The following is an 18,340-nucleotide window of genomic DNA, read 5'->3' as shown; positions in this document are numbered from 1 at the left end:
ATTTAATAACTGTAAAATCAAAAAATTAAATCTGATCAATCTTATCTTATTGATTTTTAAGTATTAAATTTAAAGTTGAGTACTTTAAAGAAGCACAAGTTTATTTAATGAATGAAAAAAGAGATCTAATTTCTATAGAAAAAATGGTAGAATTTGACCTTCATTTAGGGGCTAAATCAAGATTATGAGAGCCAAAGATGGCTCCATTTTTATTGAAAGAAGAATATAAGAAAAGACACATTATTAATTTAGAAAAAACTATGGAACATTTACAAAATGCATATTCTTATCTTTATGACTTATCTAGATCAGGATTAGAAATTATGTTTGTTTCTTCTAAAAACAAAATTATTGCTGATATAGTTAAAGAATCAGCAAAAAGAGTTAATGTCTTTTATATTACTCAAAGATGACTAGGGGGTTTATTCACTAATTTCAGACAGGTAAATAAAACCTTAAATAAATTAACAGAATTAGATGAGTTTTTAAAACAAGAAAATCTTAGTCAACAATTAACTAAAAAAGAAATTTCTCAATTAAAAAAGAAAAAGCTAAAGATAGAAAAAAATTATGATGGAATTAAAGGTTTAACTAAATTGCCTGATGTGCTGGTAATTTTTAATCCTGTAAATGATTTAATTCCCATATTAGAAGCTAAAAAAATGGATATTCCAGTAGTAGGAATAATAAATAGTAATAACAATCCTGATATTGTTGATTTTTCTATTCCAGCTAATAATTTTTCTCCTAAATCTATTTATTTATTGGCTAATTTATTGTGCGATGCCATTGCAGAAGCAGTAGGGCAAGAAACATTAATAGCTTATAAAGAAGATAGTCTTGTAACTATTCCTGAACATTTAGAGTTACTGTCTTCTTCTAGTCATGGTAAGAAATAAATGAAGTGGATAGTGAAATTCAATCTTATAGAATATCGAGATTTCAGAAGCGAATTAATATATGCGAAGCAATATATTCTGATTTAATTTGAAATTCTTTTGATGAAGCTAAAAAGAGCAAGAAGCATGGAAATGATAGTTGGACTGGCTTTGAATGGCGCATTTACAAAAGATACATTAAAGATAAAACTCTTTTTTTAGAACAAATTGATCAACTTTTAAGAACAGATTGAAGTGTTCACAGATTAAATTTGAGTATTCTTGCGATTATTCTGGAAGCTTTTTCAGAATATTCAGTTTTCAAAACGGAACCTGCAATTTTAATTCAACAATCTGTATTATTAGCTAAAGATTATGGAGAAGATGAATATAAATTAGTACATGCTGTAATAGATAATTACATAAAACAATTATTAATCAAGGAGAAGGAAATAAAGAAAAACAACAATTAGTACTTAAGTGGAAGCATAAGTATTGATATTACCTTTTAGTAAGTGTTTTTGGCCCTGCAATTGCTTTAAGTATAGTTATTACTATAAATTGCAAAAATCCAAATAGTTGCAAACCTGAAGAAACTGCAAGTTGGGTTACTCTTTCCGTCAGTGCTCCAATATTCTTAAGTTTTTTCTTTTTATATGTGTACAGAACTTTTAAAGAAAATTATGAGTGTAAAGAACTCATTAAAGCTTCCAGATCTAAATATTTTTTTAATGGATTATTTTCTGCATTTTGTCTTTTTAGCTTTTATTTAGCACTTTGATTAGTAGCTCAACAAACCAAAAGTCCAATTCCTTGGTATGTTGCTTTAGGTTTAATAATAGTATTAGGTCTAGTGACTATAGTTTATTTATCTATTTATGAATTTTGTATAGCTTTTGATGTTATGTACAGTCAAAGAGGTACAGAATTAGTACATAATCTTCTAGAAAAAGTTGCAGGCAAAAAGATAAAAATAGTTCCTGATGAGTAGATCAAGCTTAAACATTAATAATAAAAACTTTTTAGATGCTTTAGCTAAGATCTCTAAAGAATATTCTTTGGAAAAAAGTACTATTTCAGATTTCTTAAAAGAGTCCTTCAAATATGTTTTTGAAAGAGAATATTCTGATAGTCAGATAAAACTGGAAATAGATATTGATGCTTGTAAGATAGAACTTTGAAAAGAATTAAAAATAGTTACTCCTGACTATTTTTATGGAGAAGGGATGGAAGATGCAGAATGTTTAATTCCAATAAATAAATTACCTAAAATTCAGCAAAAGAAATTTGCTTTAGGAGATATTTTTTTGAAACCTATTAATTTGGAAGATTTGAGTACAAGAATTGTTAAAAATATTTTGTTTCATTTTCAAAAATTGACTCTTGAAACTATGAATCAGCGAATTTATGAAAAATGAATTAGTAGAAAAGGAGAAGTTTTTGAAGGTATGGTAGAAAAAATTTTCGAAACTAAAGAAAAATTACCTAGAGAGATAATAGTTAGCTTAATAGATCCGGAAAATGAAGATAATATCACTAAAGGAGTTGTTTTTAGGCCAGATTTAATTCAATCTCTATCTAATGATGGATATAGAATTTATGAAAATTTGGTTCCAGGTCAGATATATATTTTTGAAATAAAAGATGTTTTGGAAAATTCTGCAGGATGTCCAATTATTCTTTCTAGAACAGGTCCAGCTATAGTTAAATATTTAATGAAAAAACATATCTCAGAAGTTCATGATGGGTTAATAACAATTAATGCCATTTCCAGAATTTCTGGAAATAGAAGTAAAGTATTAGTAAGTACTAAGAATAATAATATTGATCCAGTAGGTTGTTGTATAGGGCCTAAAGGTAATAGATTAAAAATTATTTCTTCCCAACTATTAAATGAAAGAATTGATGTAATCCTATGAAATTCTGATCCAATAAAAAATATTGTTAATGCTTTTACAGGAACAAAAATTTTAGGTTACAAAGTTTTAGAGGAGGAGGAAAATTCAATTCTTTTAATTACTACTCTAGAAAATTTACTTTTGGCTGTGGGAAAAAGAGGAATTAATGTTAAATTAGTTTCTCTTTTGACTGGATGAAAAATATGTTTAAAAACAATACAAGAGGCTAAAACAGAAAGAATTAATTATCTTCCAATTGATAAAAATTGGGATTCTAAAGCTTCAGATATTTCAGGAAGAATATTTAAATTACATAAATCAAAATTCAAAGAAGATCTTGAAGAATTTGATTCCGAAAACAATAAATTAAATAATTAAATTTTTATCTCTAGGTTAAATACCTAGAGGTAATTAAAAGAATAAATGGACCACTTTGAATATAAAAACAAAGCAGTTTCCATTAAGTTTTTTTCGGAACAAACAAATATACCAACTATTGAAATTATTAAATATTTCTTTTTGAGAGGAATAGAAATGCAATTAAATTCTTGACTTGATGAAAAATTATGTCAAGAGCTATGTCTTGAATTTGGTTTGAAATTCCTTAAAGAGAGTGAAGAGAAGTCAAAAAATATTTATTCAGAAGCAATTCTTTCTGAAGAAGATTTGGAGCTTGAATGAGTAAAAAAAGATCCTGTAGTGGCAGTAATGGGGCATGTAAATCATGGAAAAACTACATTATTGGACAAAATAAGAAAAACTAATGTAGCTGAAAAGGAATATGCCAATATAACTCAACACATCTCTTCTTATCAAGTGAAATTCCAAAATAATTACATTACTTTTTTAGATACTCCAGGTCATGAAATATTTTCAAAGCTTAGAACAATTGGAGGCGTTATTGCAAATATTATTGTTTTGGTTATTGCAATTGATGATGGAGTGCAAGCTCAAACTAAAGAAATTATTGAATATTACAAAAGTCATAAATTGAAACTTATAGTTTTTGTAAATAAAGTAGATCGAGGCGAACATTCAATTGAAAATCTAAAAAAACAATTAACTACTGAAGAAATTGAACTAGAAGAGTATGGAGGAGATGTAATTCTTTTAAAAGGATCAGCTAAAACAGGACAAGGAATTGCTGAATTACTAGAGACTATCTCACTAGTATCAGAAATAGAAGATTATAAAACTACTTTATCTCCTCCGGTTATTGGAGTTATTCTTGAATCTAGAATAGAGAAAGGATTGGGAGCTATTGCAGAAATAATAACTATAAGAGGAAATTTAAAAGCTGGAGATTATATTGCGGGGGAAGGAATATTTTGTAAGGTAAAAACTATTTCTGATGAAAATAGAGAAAAAGTTGAGGTATTATCTCCTTCAAAACCAGTTTCTATTTCTGGTTTCGATAAGCTACCTATTCCTGGAAAGAAATTTTTTTCTTTTCCCACTAAAGAAGCGGCATTAGCTCACTATAACCAATTAGAGAGCAATAAAGTCGAAGGATATGATTCTACACAAGATAGCGCTTTAGCTAAAAAAGATGATCCAACTCACTTTTCTTTTATTATTAAAAGTAAAGTTTCTGGCTCATCAGAAGCTATTCAAACTTTTATTCTTAGATTTGGTTATTCAGTTATTTCTATTGGAAGTGGAGAAATAAGTGAAGCAGATATTAAATTAGCTTCTATTAAAAAAGCAATAATTATTAATTTTGAGCAAAAAATTCCTAAAAGAGTAGAAGAGCAATTAAATTTCTTAAATGTTGTGTTTTGGAATATTAATTCAATTTATGAATTAGAAGAAAAAATATTAGATCATAAAGAAAAACATAGAAGAATTGAAAAAATTGAAAAAATTCTTGGAAGATGTAAAGTTATTAGATTATGGACTCACTCAAGAATTGGAACAATTGCAGGTTGTTCAGTAATTTATGGAAAATTTCATTTTGATAATAAAGTTCGACTTATTAGAGAAGGAAATCAATTAGTAAAGACCACAATTAAATCTTTCAAGATAGAGACTTTTGAGGTAAAAGAAGCTTCAGAAGGTCAAGAATGTGGTATTGTTTTAAATAATTGAAATAATATAGAGCTAGATGATGTAATAGAAAGTTATGAAATAATAGAACGAAAGATTTAATTTTATGAGAGGTAATTCAGAAAAACTTTCAAAAGAGATTTATATAGTCATGAGGCGGATTTGATTAACTGAATTAGACGAAAAACTTTATGCCCTTTTGGGCATAAATCATATTAAGTTAAGCCCAAATTTAAGTAATATAGTAATTTATTTAGACTTGGAATTGCTTAAAAATCAATATACAACTAACGAGATATTAAATAAATTACGCAAATTAGCTCCTTTTTTGAAATATAAATTAATTGAAAGGCTGAATCTTCCCACTCATTTCAAATTAATTTTTGAAGAAGATTCATTTATTAAACAAGCGAGAAAAGTTGAAGCTTTAATAAACCAAGAAATTATTTAATTCTTTTGGAAGATAGAAAAAGAACATTAGAACAAATTGGGGATGATGAGTTAGCAAAACTTTTTTTATATAAGAATTTTGCTTCTAAAAATACTAAAGAAGTTGAAATTTCAGATCTTTTTGCTCACACTAGAGAAGAATTTTTTGAAGAAAATCCTGAACCTGATCTTGCACTTCAAAAAAAATTACGAAAAGAAATTGCTGAATATTCACCTTTAAGTAGCAAAATTGAAAAAACTATTGAAAAATATAAGAAAAAACAAGAGTTTCTTAAAAAAATAAATTCAGCTTTAAGTCTTAAAGTTAGAAAAGAAGAAGAGCTTTCTTCTTCTAATATACCTTTTTTAGGTACTGAATATAGATATTTTTATACTTATTTAGCTCAATTTAAGAGGGAGTTAAAAAATGCTTGAATTGAATTTAATGGTTTTGTAGAAATAACTCTTAAAGCTCCACAAAATTTTGACAAACTTAAAAAATTTGAAATATATGGAGCTGTTCTTTTATTGACTATGTTGGGTTTTTTATTATTTGGAAAAACTTTTTTATTTAATTGAGAAAAAGTCAGATTTGCCAGCGAACACATAAATTTCTTTTCTAATTGAACATATGCAATAGTAATTCTTTCTGCTATTGCATGTATAGCAATAGTATTTCCTTACATAATACTAGGAATTTTTTATTTCATAAATATTAATTATTTATATAAGACTAAATATTTTCACTATTTCATTATTTCCTGTGGTTTTGTTGGAGCAATTTTGTTTTTAACTGCTTTTTTTAATTTTTTACTTTATCAATGGATAAATTATATGGGCGGTTGAGGCCCAATTAATCTTACTTATAAAAGTAAATAAAGTAAAAAAGCCAATTGTTTTTGAGAAAATAATTGAACAATCTTTTTATAAAACTAAAACTACAGGCTGGAAGGGGTGGAGATGGAATAATTTCTTGAGCAAGTAATAGATACAACACTAGAATGGGCCCTAGTGGTGGAAATGGTGGGGACGGAGGAACTATTTTTTTAAGTATTAATAAAAAATTATCTGATTATTCTTCAATTACTAAATATTTTTGAAAAGCTGAAAATGGCAGCCCAGGAAGAAAAGAAGGAAAAACCGGACTTTCAGGGAAAGATGTTTTTATTAGTATTCCAGAAAATACTGAAATTTATGATTTATCAAAAAAAATTAAAAAAATAACTATTCTTCCTAATTCTGAAGATTTTCCAGTTTGCAGAGGAGGCAGAGGAGGCAGAGGTAATAAATCTTTTAAAAGTTCAAAATATCAAGCTCCTCAACTTTATGAATTAGGAGAAGAAGGGGAAAAAAAAGAAATTTTATTACTTCATTCAGAATTTAAGCGAGTAGGAGTGCTTAATTTATTAAACATTGAAGAAACTGAATTACAAAAGTATTGAGAAAATTCTAAAGAAGAGATTTATTTTCAAAATAACAGAATAGAATTTTTTGATTTTCCAGTTGAAATATTTGAAAAAGAAAAGTTAAATAATTTTTATTCTTCTCATTTAGATTTATGTAGATTATTTATATGTATTCTTCATTATGATTTTTTAGAAAAACTAGAAAAATTATTATCCTCTATAGAAAAAAAATTACAAAATAAAGGTTTTGAATATCTTTTAAAAATAGTTTATACAGATAATATAAAAGAAAATCAAAAAAATAAAAGTAATTGTTTTTTTATTCCTTTAGAAGCAAAAAATTCTTTTTTGCTTTCTAAATTAAATGAAGAATTTTCTAAATTTCAAGGACTACCTTCTTTTAAAAGTGATCAAAATATTGATTCAGAAGGATATATAGAATATTCTGATGAAATTTTTCCCGAAAAAGAAGAATTAAAAATATCAAAAAATGAGAATATTTGAGAAATTCAATCTAGTAGATTAAATTATTGAACTTCTAGAATTCCACAAACTACTTGACATAATTTAGAAAGATTAAAAGAAAAATTAAAACTTGAAGAAATAATGAAAATCATTAAAAAAAATGGGGGAATTGAGGGGGAAGTTATCAAGATTTATAATTTTGAAGCCACTCTTTATTAAGTATTATGAATAAATAAATATGAAAATTATTTTTTTAACTGGTGGTGTTTATTCTTCTTTAGGTAAGGGAGTTGCTCTTTCTTCAATTGGAAAAGTACTACAATTTGAAGGCTTCAAATGTAGTGTTTTGAAATTCGATCCTTATTTAAATTACAACTCCAAATTTTTATCTCCAAATCAACATGGAGAAGTTTTTGTTACTAAAGATGGGGAAGAAACTGATTTAGACTTAGGACATTATGAAAGATTTTTAGGAATTGAATTAAGTGCTGCCTCTTGCTGTACAGCTGGAAAAATATTCTACAATGTCCTAAAAAAAGAGATGAATGGAGAATATAATGGGGAAACAGTTCAGATAGTCCCTCATGTAATTCAGGAAATTGTCTCAAAATTTAAATATTTTGAAAATACAGATACTGAAATTCTTTTAGTTGAGTTGGGAGGAACTGTTTCTGATTTAGAGCAAAAACCCTTTTTATTGGCTGCTGAATATTTAAAAAATCAAATAAAAAATGATATGATTTTTGTCCATTTAGCTCCAGTTTTATCTTTAAATTACAATGGAGATAAAAAAACTAAACCCATTCAACATTCTTTAGCTATATTGAAAGAAGTCGGGATTACTCCCGATATTTTAATACTAAAAGGTAATACTAATTTAAGTGAAATAGAAATTTCAAAAATAAGCTTTAATTTCCCTCAAATTCCTAGAGAAAATATTTTTTCTTCTTCCTATGAATTAGATATTTTTGAAATTCCTTTACATTTATATGAAAAAGAAAAATTATTTTCTAAATTATCTTTCTTATTAAATTTGAAAACCAATCATTCCCTCAAGGAAGGAGCATTAAGTAATTGAAAAAAATTTAATGATTCTATTAAAGCTAATAAAAAACATAAATTAAAAATTGCGATTGTTGGAAAATATTCTTCTTGTCCCGAATCCTATTATTCTATTATTCAATCGTTGAAATTTGCAGGATATGAACTTTCTGCTGAATTAGATATTTCTGTTTTAAAATCCGAGAATTTAAAAACAGAAGATCAATTGAAAAGGTTCAATTTAATTTGTATTCCTCCGGGTTTTGGAGAAAAATCTTTAAAAGGTATTTTCTTAGCAATTAAATATGCTAGAGAGAAAAATGTACCTTTTTTAGGTATTTGTTTTGGAATGCAATTAGCAATAATTGAATTTTTTAAAAATGCTTTAAAAATTGAAGATGCTAATAGTGTAGAGATAAATCCTAATACTAGCTATCCAATAATTATTCCTTGATCAGATAGTAAAGAAATGAGATTAGGGGAGATAAAAGTTACTTTCTCAGAAAATACATTATTACATAAGATTTATGGAGCTTCTAAAAAGGATGCTAGACATAGAAGTAGATATATTTTTAATAAAAAATTAGCGGAAGAAAATCAAGAATTTAAAAATTCTGATTTAGTTTTATCTGCTTGAAAGGATGATATTTTAGAAGGAATTGAATTAAAAAATCATCCTTTCTTCGTGGGAGTTCAATATCATCCAGAATTTAATTCCAGACCTTTGGCCGCTGAACCAATTTTCCTTAGAGCTATTTCAGCTGCAATAATTAAATAAATTAAAAAATACTAATTTTAAGAATTTTTTAGAAACTCAACATTTAAAAAAATAATGTTTGCTCCAGCAAGAGGGACTAGAAGTTTTCAAGGAGATGAGCTAGAACAACGAAAACATTTAGGAAATCTTTTGCTTGAGTGAGCTCAAAAAAATAATTTTTTAGAAATTCAATTACCAACAATCGAATATAGTGATCTTTTTGTTGGAAGTAATGAGGTTGGAGAAAATATTCTTGAAAAAGAAATATTTTTTTTAGAAGGTAAAAAATATGCTTTAAAGCCCGAAGGAACAATCTCTATAGCCAGAGAAGTTATTAATCAAAAAGCATTAGATAAAGTTTCTTCTCCTTTAAAATTTTGCTATTTAACACAATGTTTTAGATATGAAAGACCTCAAAAAGGGAGATATAGAGAATTTACTCAATTTGGGATAGAAATTGTGAATGCTTCTTCAATTTTTTATGAAGTAGAACTTATTTTTTCAATGAATAAATTTCTAAGAGAAAAGTTGGGACTTAATCCCATTTTGAAACTTAATTATCTTTCTTCTTCAAAAATTAAAAAAGAGTGATCCAAAGAATTGACCAAATATTTTACTGAACATTCTGATAAATTGAATCAAATATCCAAAGAAAGAATTATTAATAATCCAATAAGAATATTGGATGATAAGCAAGTTTCTAAATTAAAAATCATAAAAGATGCTCCTAAAATATCTCATTTTTTTTCAGAAGAAGAGAAAGAAAGAATAAAAGAGATTCAAAAGTGCTTAAGATCTCTAAATCTTAAATATCAATGAGATGAGAATTTAGTTAGAGGTTTAGATTATTACACAGGAATAGTTTTTGAATGGCAGATAAATGATTTGGCAATAGCTGGAGGGGGAAGATATGATGAATTGTTTGATAAATTTCAGACTGGTAAAGCGCAAAAAAAGGCAGTCCCATCCCTAGGGATGGCTATTGGCTTTGATAGATTACAACTAGCTTTAAATGAAGTTAATTATGAATGGCCATTTTTGAGGAACAAAGAAGAAATAATTTATGTTTGTTATTTACTTCCTAAAGTGGAAAGTAAAATCTTGAATTTAATTCAAGATTTAAAAAATGAAGGAGTTAAAGTAGAAACAAATTGAGATTCTCAAGATTTAGCTTCTCATTTCAAATATTCTGAAAAACTAGGAATTAAATGATTGTTAATTTATGGGGAGAAAGAAAGCTTAAATAAAGAAATTATCTTAAAAAGGCAATATAAGAATTATCAAATAATTCTTCCTTTAGACAATAAAGAGGTCTTAATACAAAAAGTTAAAAGAACCGTTGAATTTGACAATTAATTTGAAATTATTAGAAAAAAGAATATTAATTTCTGATTTAACTCTCCCCTTAAATCAAAAAGTTGTTATTGCTGGCTTTGTTGAAATAGTTAGAAAATTAAAAGAGTTGGTTTTTCTAGTTATTAGAGATAGTAGTGGAAAAATTCAGGTAGTTTTTCAAAAAAAAGAGATAGAACTTCCAACTAGAGAAAGTACTGTTTTAATTCAAGGAATACTTTCTCAAAAGAGAAATTCTGAAGAATTTGAACTTATAGGAGAAAGTATTGAACTTTTAAGTATTGCAAAAGCTCTTCCAATAGATTTAAGTGAAGAAAAAATTAGTGAAGAAAAATTCAGAATGAAATATCGTTATTTAGATTTAAGAAGAGATAAGCTCCATAAAAATTTAGCTTTTTGTTCTAAAGCTAAATTTCTTGCTTCTTCTTATTTACATAATTTAGATTTTCATGAAATTACCACTCCTATTCTTTCTTTTTCTTCTAGAGAAGGAGCAGAAACATTTAAGACTCAAGAAAATGTAAATGTTCCAAAAAGCTTTACATTAGCGCAATCCCCTCAAATTTATAAACAATTATTAATGATTGGAGGGTTTGAAAAATATTTTCAATTTGCTACTAGTTTTAGAGCTGAAAAAATGAGAGAAGATAGACAATATGAATTTTCACAGCTTGATTTAGAGCTTTCTTTTTCTACTCAAGAAAAATTATTCGAAATAATAGAAGGTTTATTAATTTTTTTGGTTAAAAAATTAATAAAAGCAGATTTTCCTTCTATACCTTTTAAGAGACTTAGTTATGAAGAAGCAATGGAAAAATATGGCACTGACAAACCAGACCTTAGATTTTCTCCTTGCATTTTCAATTTATTTAGTAATTTTCGATCTTTTGAAGCTCTGCCAGCAGAATATTGTTTTGTTCTTAAAGTAGAAAAAATGGAATTAAATATTGAAGAATTAAAAAATGAAATAGGTTGAGATTTTAACTATATTTACAGAACAAGAGAAAAAATAATAGGAGGTAATTATGATAAATGAATATCTTCTTTTTCGGAAAAATTGGAATATTCTGAAGATAACTATTATTTGTTTTATTTATTAGCTAATAAAGAAGATAGAAAAGAAAAATTATTAAAAATGGGAACTTTAAGAACTTCTTTAATTAGATATTTGCAGAAAAACGATAAAAATTGAGCAAATGATTCTTATTCATTTCTCTGAATAATTGATTGGCCATATTTTGAGGAAGGAGAAGATGGAAAATTAAGTACTTGTCATCACCCTTTTACACTACCAATTCAAGACAGTTTAGAAAATCCTTCTTATTTAGATTGAAAATCTCATGGATATGATTTAGTTTTAAATGGAGTTGAAATAGCTTCCGGAGGGCAACGAATTTTTAAAGCTGAATTGCAAGAAAAAATTTTCACTATTCTTGGTTATTCAAAAGAAGAAATTAAGGAAGAATTTGGTTGATTTTTAGAAGCTTTAGAATATGGTGTTCCTCCTCATTTAGGAATAGCTATAGGTTGAGATAGATTTTTATCAGAATTATTGAATCTTCAAAATATAAGGGAAGTAATAGCTTTTCCTAAAAATAGCCACGGAAATTGTTCAATGAGTTTCTCAAGAAAAACTCTTTAATTGAGTAATAATTCTTCTAAAGCTCCCAATGGGGAGCAAAATTTTTTTAAATTATTAGAACAAAAGTGAGTTAAAAAATGAGATGAAGAAAAAACTTATAGTTTTGTCGATGATTTAAATAAGCCTAAGTTTTATATCTTAGACATGTTTCCATACCCTTCTGGGGCTGGATTACATATAGGTCATGTTAAAGGATATTTAGCTTCTGACATAATAGCTAGATATAAAAAAATGAAAGGTTTTTCGGTTTTACATCCAATGGGTTGGGATGCTTTTGGACTGCCAGCAGAACAATATGCCATTCAAAATAAGGCTGATCCCAGCATTTTTACTGAAAAAAATATTACTAAATTTAGGGAAGAATTAAAGTCATTATTCTTTAGTTATGACTTTGAAAAAGAAATAAATAGCACTGATCCAAATTATTATGCAATTACTCAAGAATTATTTCTTTTATTCTATAATAGAGGTTTAGCTTCATTAGAAGCTAAACAAGTCAATTGAGTAGAGGAATTACATACTGTTTTAGCTAATGAAGAGATATATCAAGGAAAAGATGGTAAATTCTACTCAAATAGGGGAGATTATCCAGTTATTAATAAAAAATTAAAACAATGGGTATTAAAAATTACAGAATTTGCTCATCTACTTAAAAAAGATTTATCTCTTTTAGAGTGATCTGACCGAATTAAAAAAATACAAGAAGAATGAATAGGCGAAAAAGAAGCTTTTAAATTTTCTTTAAAGCTTAAAGGCAGAATTTTTGAACATTTAGAAGAAGATATAGATAAACTTAGAGCTATTTCTGGCTTTTATATTTATAAAAATTCTGAAATATTTAATCTTTTGGAGTTAAAACATCCAGTCAAAGATAATGAAATTCTTTTTTATTACAATGATGCTCAAACTTTAAACAAAATACCTATTAAATATAGAGAAGGAGAAAATATTTCAGAAAAAGAATTACATCCAATTTATAGTGATCTTGTAGCAAAAAAAAGAATCCCTTCTTTTTTAAATTGGGAAATCTTATCTAAAGTAATTACTTTTAAATTACAAGACTGAGTTTTTTCGAGACAAAGATATTGGGGAGAACCTTTCCCAATTTATTATGACGAAGAAGGGCATATTTTTTTGGAAGAAAAACTCCCTTTAGTTTTGCCTCCTTATAAAAATATTGAAAATACTGATAAAAAATATCACGCACCATTAGCACATTATGAAAATTGGGTTAATTTTCAAAAGGGTTTTAAGCGCGATATTAATACAATGCCTAACTGAGCAGCTTCTTCTTGATATTATTTAGCTTATTTACTTAAAAAGGGAGATTCGTATCTCCCCTTAAAAAGCAAAGAAGCTATAGATTTAATAGAAAGATGAATGCCTGTCGACCTTTATATTGGGGGACAAGAACATGCAACTATGCATTTAATTTATGCTAGATTTTGGTATAAAGTAATTCATTCAGCCCTAAATCTTAAAGGTATTTCTGAACCCTTTAAGAAATTAGTTAATCAAGGTATGATTTTAGGAGAAGATGGTAAAAAAATGTCAAAATCTAAAAATAATTATCTTTCAGTAGAAGAACTACTGAAAGAATGGGGAGGAGATATTACTAGGCTCGCTGTAGCTTTTTTAGGTCCTTTGGAACTTACTCAATATTGAGATAATAGGCAATTGTCCACTTTTTCTGCTTGAAATAAGAAAATTTATTCTTATTTCCTCGAAACCAAGAATAAATTAATTGAAAAAAATCTTAATAATTCAAAACTTAATGAATTTATAGAAAAAGTTGAATATAGTATTAATTCTTTTAAATTCAATGTTTTAGTTTCAGAATTAATGATTTTTTTCAATTATTTGAAAGAAAAAGAAAATAAAAATAGAGTTGAACATTCAATTTTTATTCAATTTTTAAGTTATTTAGCTCCTTCACTCGCAGAAGAAATTTGAAGAGAAATATTAGATAATAATGAGTCTGTTTATCTTTCTTCTTGGCCCTCTCAAGAGGAAAGTAAACCTCCTTCTTTTTTAAATTATTCTGTTCAAGTAAATAATAAATATAAAGGAAGTTTGCAAATTCCTAGTGAATTAAAAGAAGATGAAGAAATTATGGCTTATTTAAAAGGAAGTGAATTAGGTCAAAATTTACTTAAAGAAGTTTTTTTAAATAAATACATAATTGTTTATGGAAAAATAATTAATTTAGTTATAAAACCTTCTTAATAAAATATTGTTATTTATAAATATAGAAATTATTAAAAAAATAATTTTTAAGTTCTTTTAATGAAGTTCAAGAATTATTTTTATCCTGATGATTTTTATTTTGCTAATAATCAAATTTCTTTGACTAAGTTAGGCAGATTTAAATCTGCCAAATATAGACGAAAAATTACAGGTTCAAGAATTGCAGCTGTAATAGGAAGAAATAAATATAAAACTCCTTTTCAGATTTGATGCGAAATGTTAGGTTTTGTAGATAGCGAAATAGAACCTTATTTTTCTAATGCTGGAACAGTAATTGAAAAAACATTATTAACATATGCGAAAAAAGAATTAAGAAAGCATTTTAAGTCCTATAATGCAGATGAAATTCAATATGATTTGTTTCCAGATAATGAGATTTTTGGGGGAATTCCCGATGGAGAAGAATTTGAAAATGGCAAAGTTAAATCAATTATTGAAATTAAAACTACACCCTTAGACAGTTATTCTTGAGATTTCAAGGATAATGAATTTCAATTAGTAAAAGATATTAAGGGAATTCCAATAATTAAGGAATATAAGGGAAATATTCATAAATGGTTTGCTTTCTCGAATAATGAATTGAAAATACCTGAAGAATATCAATATCAATTAGCTTTATATCTTTATTTAAGGGGCATTGAAAAAGGTTATTTTTGTATAGCCTTTTTAAATCAAAATAATTATTTAAAGCCTGAAAATTTCAATCCCACTCCCAAAAAGGAGTTAGGAAAGGAAAATCCTCAAGTCGTAGTTATTGAAGAAATGAATATAGATTTACAAGCTTTTAAAAAAGTGATTGATTATGCGGAAGAATGGTATAAAAAATATATCATTAGAGGAATAAGTCCTCCAATGACCCCTAAAGATCTAAATTGAATTAGATATGGATTCCCTTCTTTATAAAAATTAAGCTCGAAATATTCAATATTTAATTAGTTTTTTTAAATTTTTTAAAGCCGTTTTTACGGCAATCAATGAGGAAAGATTACTAAAAATTAGAAGAATTAATAAATTAATAAAATAATTTTCCTATTAATTGAAGGATTTTTACAAAAAGATTAATTATTGTATGCCCTACACCTGAAGTAAAACACTAATTAAAAAATAATTAGATAAATTGAAATATTTAAATTTTTTATTACCTATTTCATTGAGTGGTGGAGGAGCAACTGCTATTGCCTTTACAACCCTTTATTATCCTAGGGGCAATCAAACAGTTTTAGATAAAAATTTAGAAAAAAAGAACGAGAAGGTTCTTTCTGAATATATTGAACAAGGTGAAAAAGGCAAAACAATTTGTAAAAGAATAGAAGAGTCTGGAAATTTTATTCCTGACGCCGTAGAAGTTGATTGCAAATTGATAAGTAATAAAGTTTTAGATAAATCAATAAATTCTAGGCCGAATATTTGATTATGAACTTTATCAGATAGTTTTTCTGGGGTGTTGACTAGATATAACTTATTGGGAGATGAAATGGAAGGGAATATTTGAAAAACTAATAATGGTTTTCAATGCAATAAGAAACAATTTGAAAATTCACATGATAGATTTGAAATAAGTTGCTCAAAGTTTGCGGGAGATGATCTTAGAAAAATTGGTATTGATCATAAGACCTAGAAATATAAGAATTGTTTGATAATGGTTTTCTTTAAAAGGTTGATTTAGGGGCGAAATTAGTGGAGATTCAATCTCCATTAATTATTTTTTTAGATAAAAATTTAAAGAAGATTTATTTGAAATGATTTTTAAAGAAAATATTTTTAAGCAATTATCTTAGTTATTGAGAAACTAGTGAAAAAATTGAATAATTAATAACTATTTTTTTGAATTACAAATATGGAATTTATTCGTTATTTCCTTTGTTAGCTGGAGGGAATTTCTGATATTTTTTATCTCCAAACAATAAAAATTCAGGATTTTTAATTCCGAATATTCCTTTTGCGGGGGGGGAGGAAAATATTTAGTAACTTTAAAAGACTTATCTAATAAAGGTAAATCTGTTAATTTAAATAATTTTTCATCTAAAACAATTAAAGAAAAAATGGAGGTAAATTTTCCTAAAAATGATTTTTCGAAAAATTTACAAATCAATAGCTTTAATGAGCCTATTTTATTAAAGGTTTCAACAGGAAAGGTTAATATTAACAGCTTTCAAGAAATAGTTCAAGGAGTTGTTAGTGGAAATTCCGATGGAGATAGAATTAATGAAATTGGAGAAAAAGTGAAGAAGAAGTTAGAGGAATACAATAGGTATTTAAATAATTATCGCAATAACTTCAAGAAGATTTTGGGAGAAATTAAATTAAGAGAGAATAAACAAGGAAGAGGAGGGGCACTTGGTCAAGTTAGGTCTAATAATGGAAATTTTTGAAAGAGAGGAGCTATCTATAACTTTTATAAAAGATATAGTGAATTGGAAGATGAAAAACAAAAATTATTGAAAGAACTTGAACAAATAAAAGGAAATGAGGGAAAACTCGAATTAGATGATTTAAGTGTTGAGAAACGAAAATCAAATGTTTCTGCCCTTAGAAAGATTGAATATAGTATGATTGATAGGTCTTTAAATTTATCACAATGATTAGATGGAAGTAAAAAAAGTGGAGAGAATCTTCTGGCAGCAATACTGGGAGAAGAAAAATTGCAGAAGTTCCAAGAGAGATATTCTCGTTACGAGAATTTAAAAAACGTTAAAAATAGAAGCCGAGGGCAAAGCTGATATTTTCAATTGAATCAAAGAGCTATAGAACAAAATAAAGAATTATGGGAAAAAGAGCAAAAAGCGCTTGAATATGAAGTTGAAAACACTATATCTGAAAAAATTATCAAGGAATTGGTTGATTTAATAGGCTTGGTAAAAAATAGTAAGTAGTCTTAATTGCTCTATAACTCTTTAAAATAACAAAAATCAATAGCTTAATTTTTTATTAGAAACTTTTTCTATTTTTTAAAAAATAAAAGAAAATTCTTTAAGTTATTAAATTATTTTTTAATTCCATTTAAGTATTTTTTTATAAATGTATAAGTGAGAATTAACGACTTTAGATAAATTAGGAACATTTAATAGAGGTAAACAAACTCATTATCCAAAAAATGACCCAACTCTTTTTGAAAATGGAAATATACCTTTTGTAGAAACACAAGATTGCAAATCATCAAGGCTTTTTATAAGAAAAGTAAAAAAATTTTATAACCAAAAAGGTTTAAAACAAGGAAAATTGTTCCCTATAAATACTGTATGTATTTCTAGTGAAGGAAATATTGCCGATTCTGCTTTACTGAGTAAGACCTCTTGTTTATCCTGTCATATACATGGCTTCAATTCCTATCAAGGGATTTCAGATCCAAAATTCATCAAATATTGTTTTGATTTTTCTCAAATAAAAGATTCTTGCCTTGCTCTCGCCAAGAGTGCCACCACTAGACTTTCTTTAACTACGGAAAGATTAAAAATTGTTAAATTTCCTTACCCTTTATTTCAAATTCAACAAAAAATTGGAGATATTCTTTCTGCTTATGATGAATTATCTGAAAATAATGAACGACAAATTGAGTTATTAGAAGCTTTAAGAACTTATTTTTATAAAAAATTATTACTAAATAATTTCCAAAATAATTGAAAAAGATTAAAACTGGAAGAAATGGCTAGCATTACAAAAGGAACAAAACCAGCAAGTCACGCGTTACAAAATCAATATATATATATATATATATGGTGAAAATGTGTATCCTTTCTTTACTTCTTCATTTGATACAAAAAGATCTTCAACTTTTTGTGAAAACTCTGCTGCTATTTTTATATCTCAAGGAGGGACAAATTTTCACACAAAACTTTTTAGAGGAAAATTCGAAGCTAGTAATGGAGTTTTTATATTAATACCTAAGGATATTGAATATTTTTATTTAATTTTTGAATCTTTAAAAAATATTCATATTCCAAGATTAAACCAAATTGTAGTTTCTAGTATACAACTAAGATGTTTAACGCCGTCCAAAATTAAAAATCTTGAAATACTAATCCCAGATGACAAAACTTTAGAAAAATTTAATGATTTTTGTGAAAATATTCAATTAAAAATTGAAAATTTACAGTCAAAAATAGAAATATTGGATAGAACTAAAAAAGATTTGTTGAATAGAATTTTTATAGAAAAATTAGAAATTTTTTAAAAATAAA

18 protein-coding genes are annotated in these 18,340 nt (G+C 26.5%); all 18 read left to right on the top strand.

Going from position 1 to position 18,340, the window contains the following annotated elements; translation table 4 throughout:
• Positions 1–107 precede the first annotated feature (107 nt).
• The 18 genes from rpsB (at position 108) to PRV_RS03140 (ending at position 18,333) form a co-directional block, all read left to right on the top strand.
• Positions 108–899 carry a 30S ribosomal protein S2 gene (rpsB, locus tag PRV_RS02220; protein ID WP_022770276.1) on the top strand — a complete coding sequence of 264 codons (792 nt, stop codon included), beginning with the start codon at positions 108–110 and terminating at the stop codon, positions 897–899.
• 5 nt (positions 900–904) lie between these two features.
• On the top strand, positions 905–1,351 hold the full coding sequence (locus tag PRV_RS02215; protein WP_022770274.1) for a transcription antitermination factor NusB: 447 nt from the start codon (positions 905–907) through the stop codon (positions 1,349–1,351).
• Positions 1,352–1,536: 185 nt separating this feature from the next.
• Positions 1,537–1,869, top strand: coding sequence for a hypothetical protein (locus PRV_RS02210; RefSeq protein ID WP_022770270.1), 333 nt, complete (start codon positions 1,537–1,539; stop codon positions 1,867–1,869).
• Positions 1,862–3,154: a NusA N-terminal domain-containing protein gene (locus PRV_RS02205; protein WP_022770266.1), complete on the top strand. Its 1,293-nt coding sequence runs from the start codon at positions 1,862–1,864 to the stop codon at positions 3,152–3,154. Before PRV_RS02210 ends, PRV_RS02205 begins: the two co-directional genes overlap by 8 nt.
• Before the next feature lie 45 nt (positions 3,155–3,199).
• Entirely contained in the window at positions 3,200–4,924 is a 1,725-nt protein-coding gene (gene infB / locus PRV_RS02200) for a translation initiation factor IF-2 (protein WP_022770262.1), read from the top strand.
• Positions 4,925–4,928: 4 nt separating this feature from the next.
• A complete protein-coding gene (locus tag PRV_RS02195; RefSeq protein ID WP_022770258.1) occupies positions 4,929–5,273 on the top strand; it encodes a ribosome-binding factor A in 345 nt (114 codons plus the stop codon).
• A gap of 5 nt (positions 5,274–5,278) precedes the next feature.
• The gene (locus PRV_RS02190; RefSeq protein WP_022770254.1) at positions 5,279–6,130 is read left to right on the top strand and encodes a hypothetical protein; all 852 of its coding nucleotides are present in this window, start codon (positions 5,279–5,281) and stop codon (positions 6,128–6,130) included.
• A gap of 32 nt (positions 6,131–6,162) precedes the next feature.
• Positions 6,163–7,341, top strand: a complete 1,179-nt coding sequence (locus PRV_RS02185; RefSeq protein WP_022770250.1) for a DUF1967 domain-containing protein — start codon at positions 6,163–6,165, stop codon at positions 7,339–7,341.
• Between the two features lie 19 nt (positions 7,342–7,360).
• Positions 7,361–8,941, top strand: coding sequence for a CTP synthase (locus tag PRV_RS02180; protein WP_022770246.1), 1,581 nt, complete (start codon positions 7,361–7,363; stop codon positions 8,939–8,941).
• A gap of 54 nt (positions 8,942–8,995) precedes the next feature.
• A complete protein-coding gene (gene hisS / locus PRV_RS02175; RefSeq protein WP_022770242.1) occupies positions 8,996–10,276 on the top strand; it encodes a histidine--tRNA ligase in 1,281 nt (426 codons plus the stop codon).
• Position 10,277: 1 nt separating this feature from the next.
• Entirely contained in the window at positions 10,278–11,915 is a 1,638-nt protein-coding gene (gene aspS / locus PRV_RS02170; RefSeq protein ID WP_236608062.1) for an aspartate--tRNA ligase, read from the top strand.
• Positions 11,916–14,141: a class I tRNA ligase family protein gene (locus PRV_RS02165; RefSeq protein WP_022770234.1), complete on the top strand. Its 2,226-nt coding sequence runs from the start codon at positions 11,916–11,918 to the stop codon at positions 14,139–14,141.
• 60 nt (positions 14,142–14,201) lie between these two features.
• Entirely contained in the window at positions 14,202–15,065 is an 864-nt protein-coding gene (locus PRV_RS02160; protein ID WP_022770230.1) for an MPN551 family DNA-binding protein, read from the top strand.
• 214 nt (positions 15,066–15,279) lie between these two features.
• The gene (locus PRV_RS02155; protein ID WP_144062313.1) at positions 15,280–15,780 is read left to right on the top strand and encodes a hypothetical protein; all 501 of its coding nucleotides are present in this window, start codon (positions 15,280–15,282) and stop codon (positions 15,778–15,780) included.
• A gap of 206 nt (positions 15,781–15,986) precedes the next feature.
• Positions 15,987–16,127 carry a hypothetical protein gene (locus tag PRV_RS03055; protein WP_158430850.1) on the top strand — a complete coding sequence of 47 codons (141 nt, stop codon included), beginning with the start codon at positions 15,987–15,989 and terminating at the stop codon, positions 16,125–16,127.
• 77 nt (positions 16,128–16,204) lie between these two features.
• Positions 16,205–17,035 (top strand): hypothetical protein, encoded by an 831-nt coding sequence (locus tag PRV_RS02145; RefSeq protein WP_022770215.1) that lies wholly within the window; start codon positions 16,205–16,207, stop codon positions 17,033–17,035.
• A gap of 145 nt (positions 17,036–17,180) precedes the next feature.
• Positions 17,181–18,002, top strand: a complete 822-nt coding sequence (locus PRV_RS02140) for a restriction endonuclease subunit S (RefSeq protein ID WP_022770211.1) — start codon at positions 17,181–17,183, stop codon at positions 18,000–18,002.
• Positions 17,887–18,333: a restriction endonuclease subunit S domain-containing protein gene (locus PRV_RS03140; RefSeq protein ID WP_022770207.1), complete on the top strand. Its 447-nt coding sequence runs from the start codon at positions 17,887–17,889 to the stop codon at positions 18,331–18,333. Before PRV_RS02140 ends, PRV_RS03140 begins: the two co-directional genes overlap by 116 nt.
• Positions 18,334–18,340 lie beyond the last annotated feature (7 nt).

This window comes from Mycoplasma parvum str. Indiana, from assembly GCF_000477415.1.
In the GTDB taxonomy this organism is placed as follows: domain Bacteria; phylum Bacillota_I; class Bacilli_A; order Mycoplasmatales; family Mycoplasmoidaceae; genus Eperythrozoon_A; species Eperythrozoon_A parvum.
Note: the sequence above shows the minus strand (reverse complement) of the source record. Positions and strands in the feature narration are given on the sequence as shown.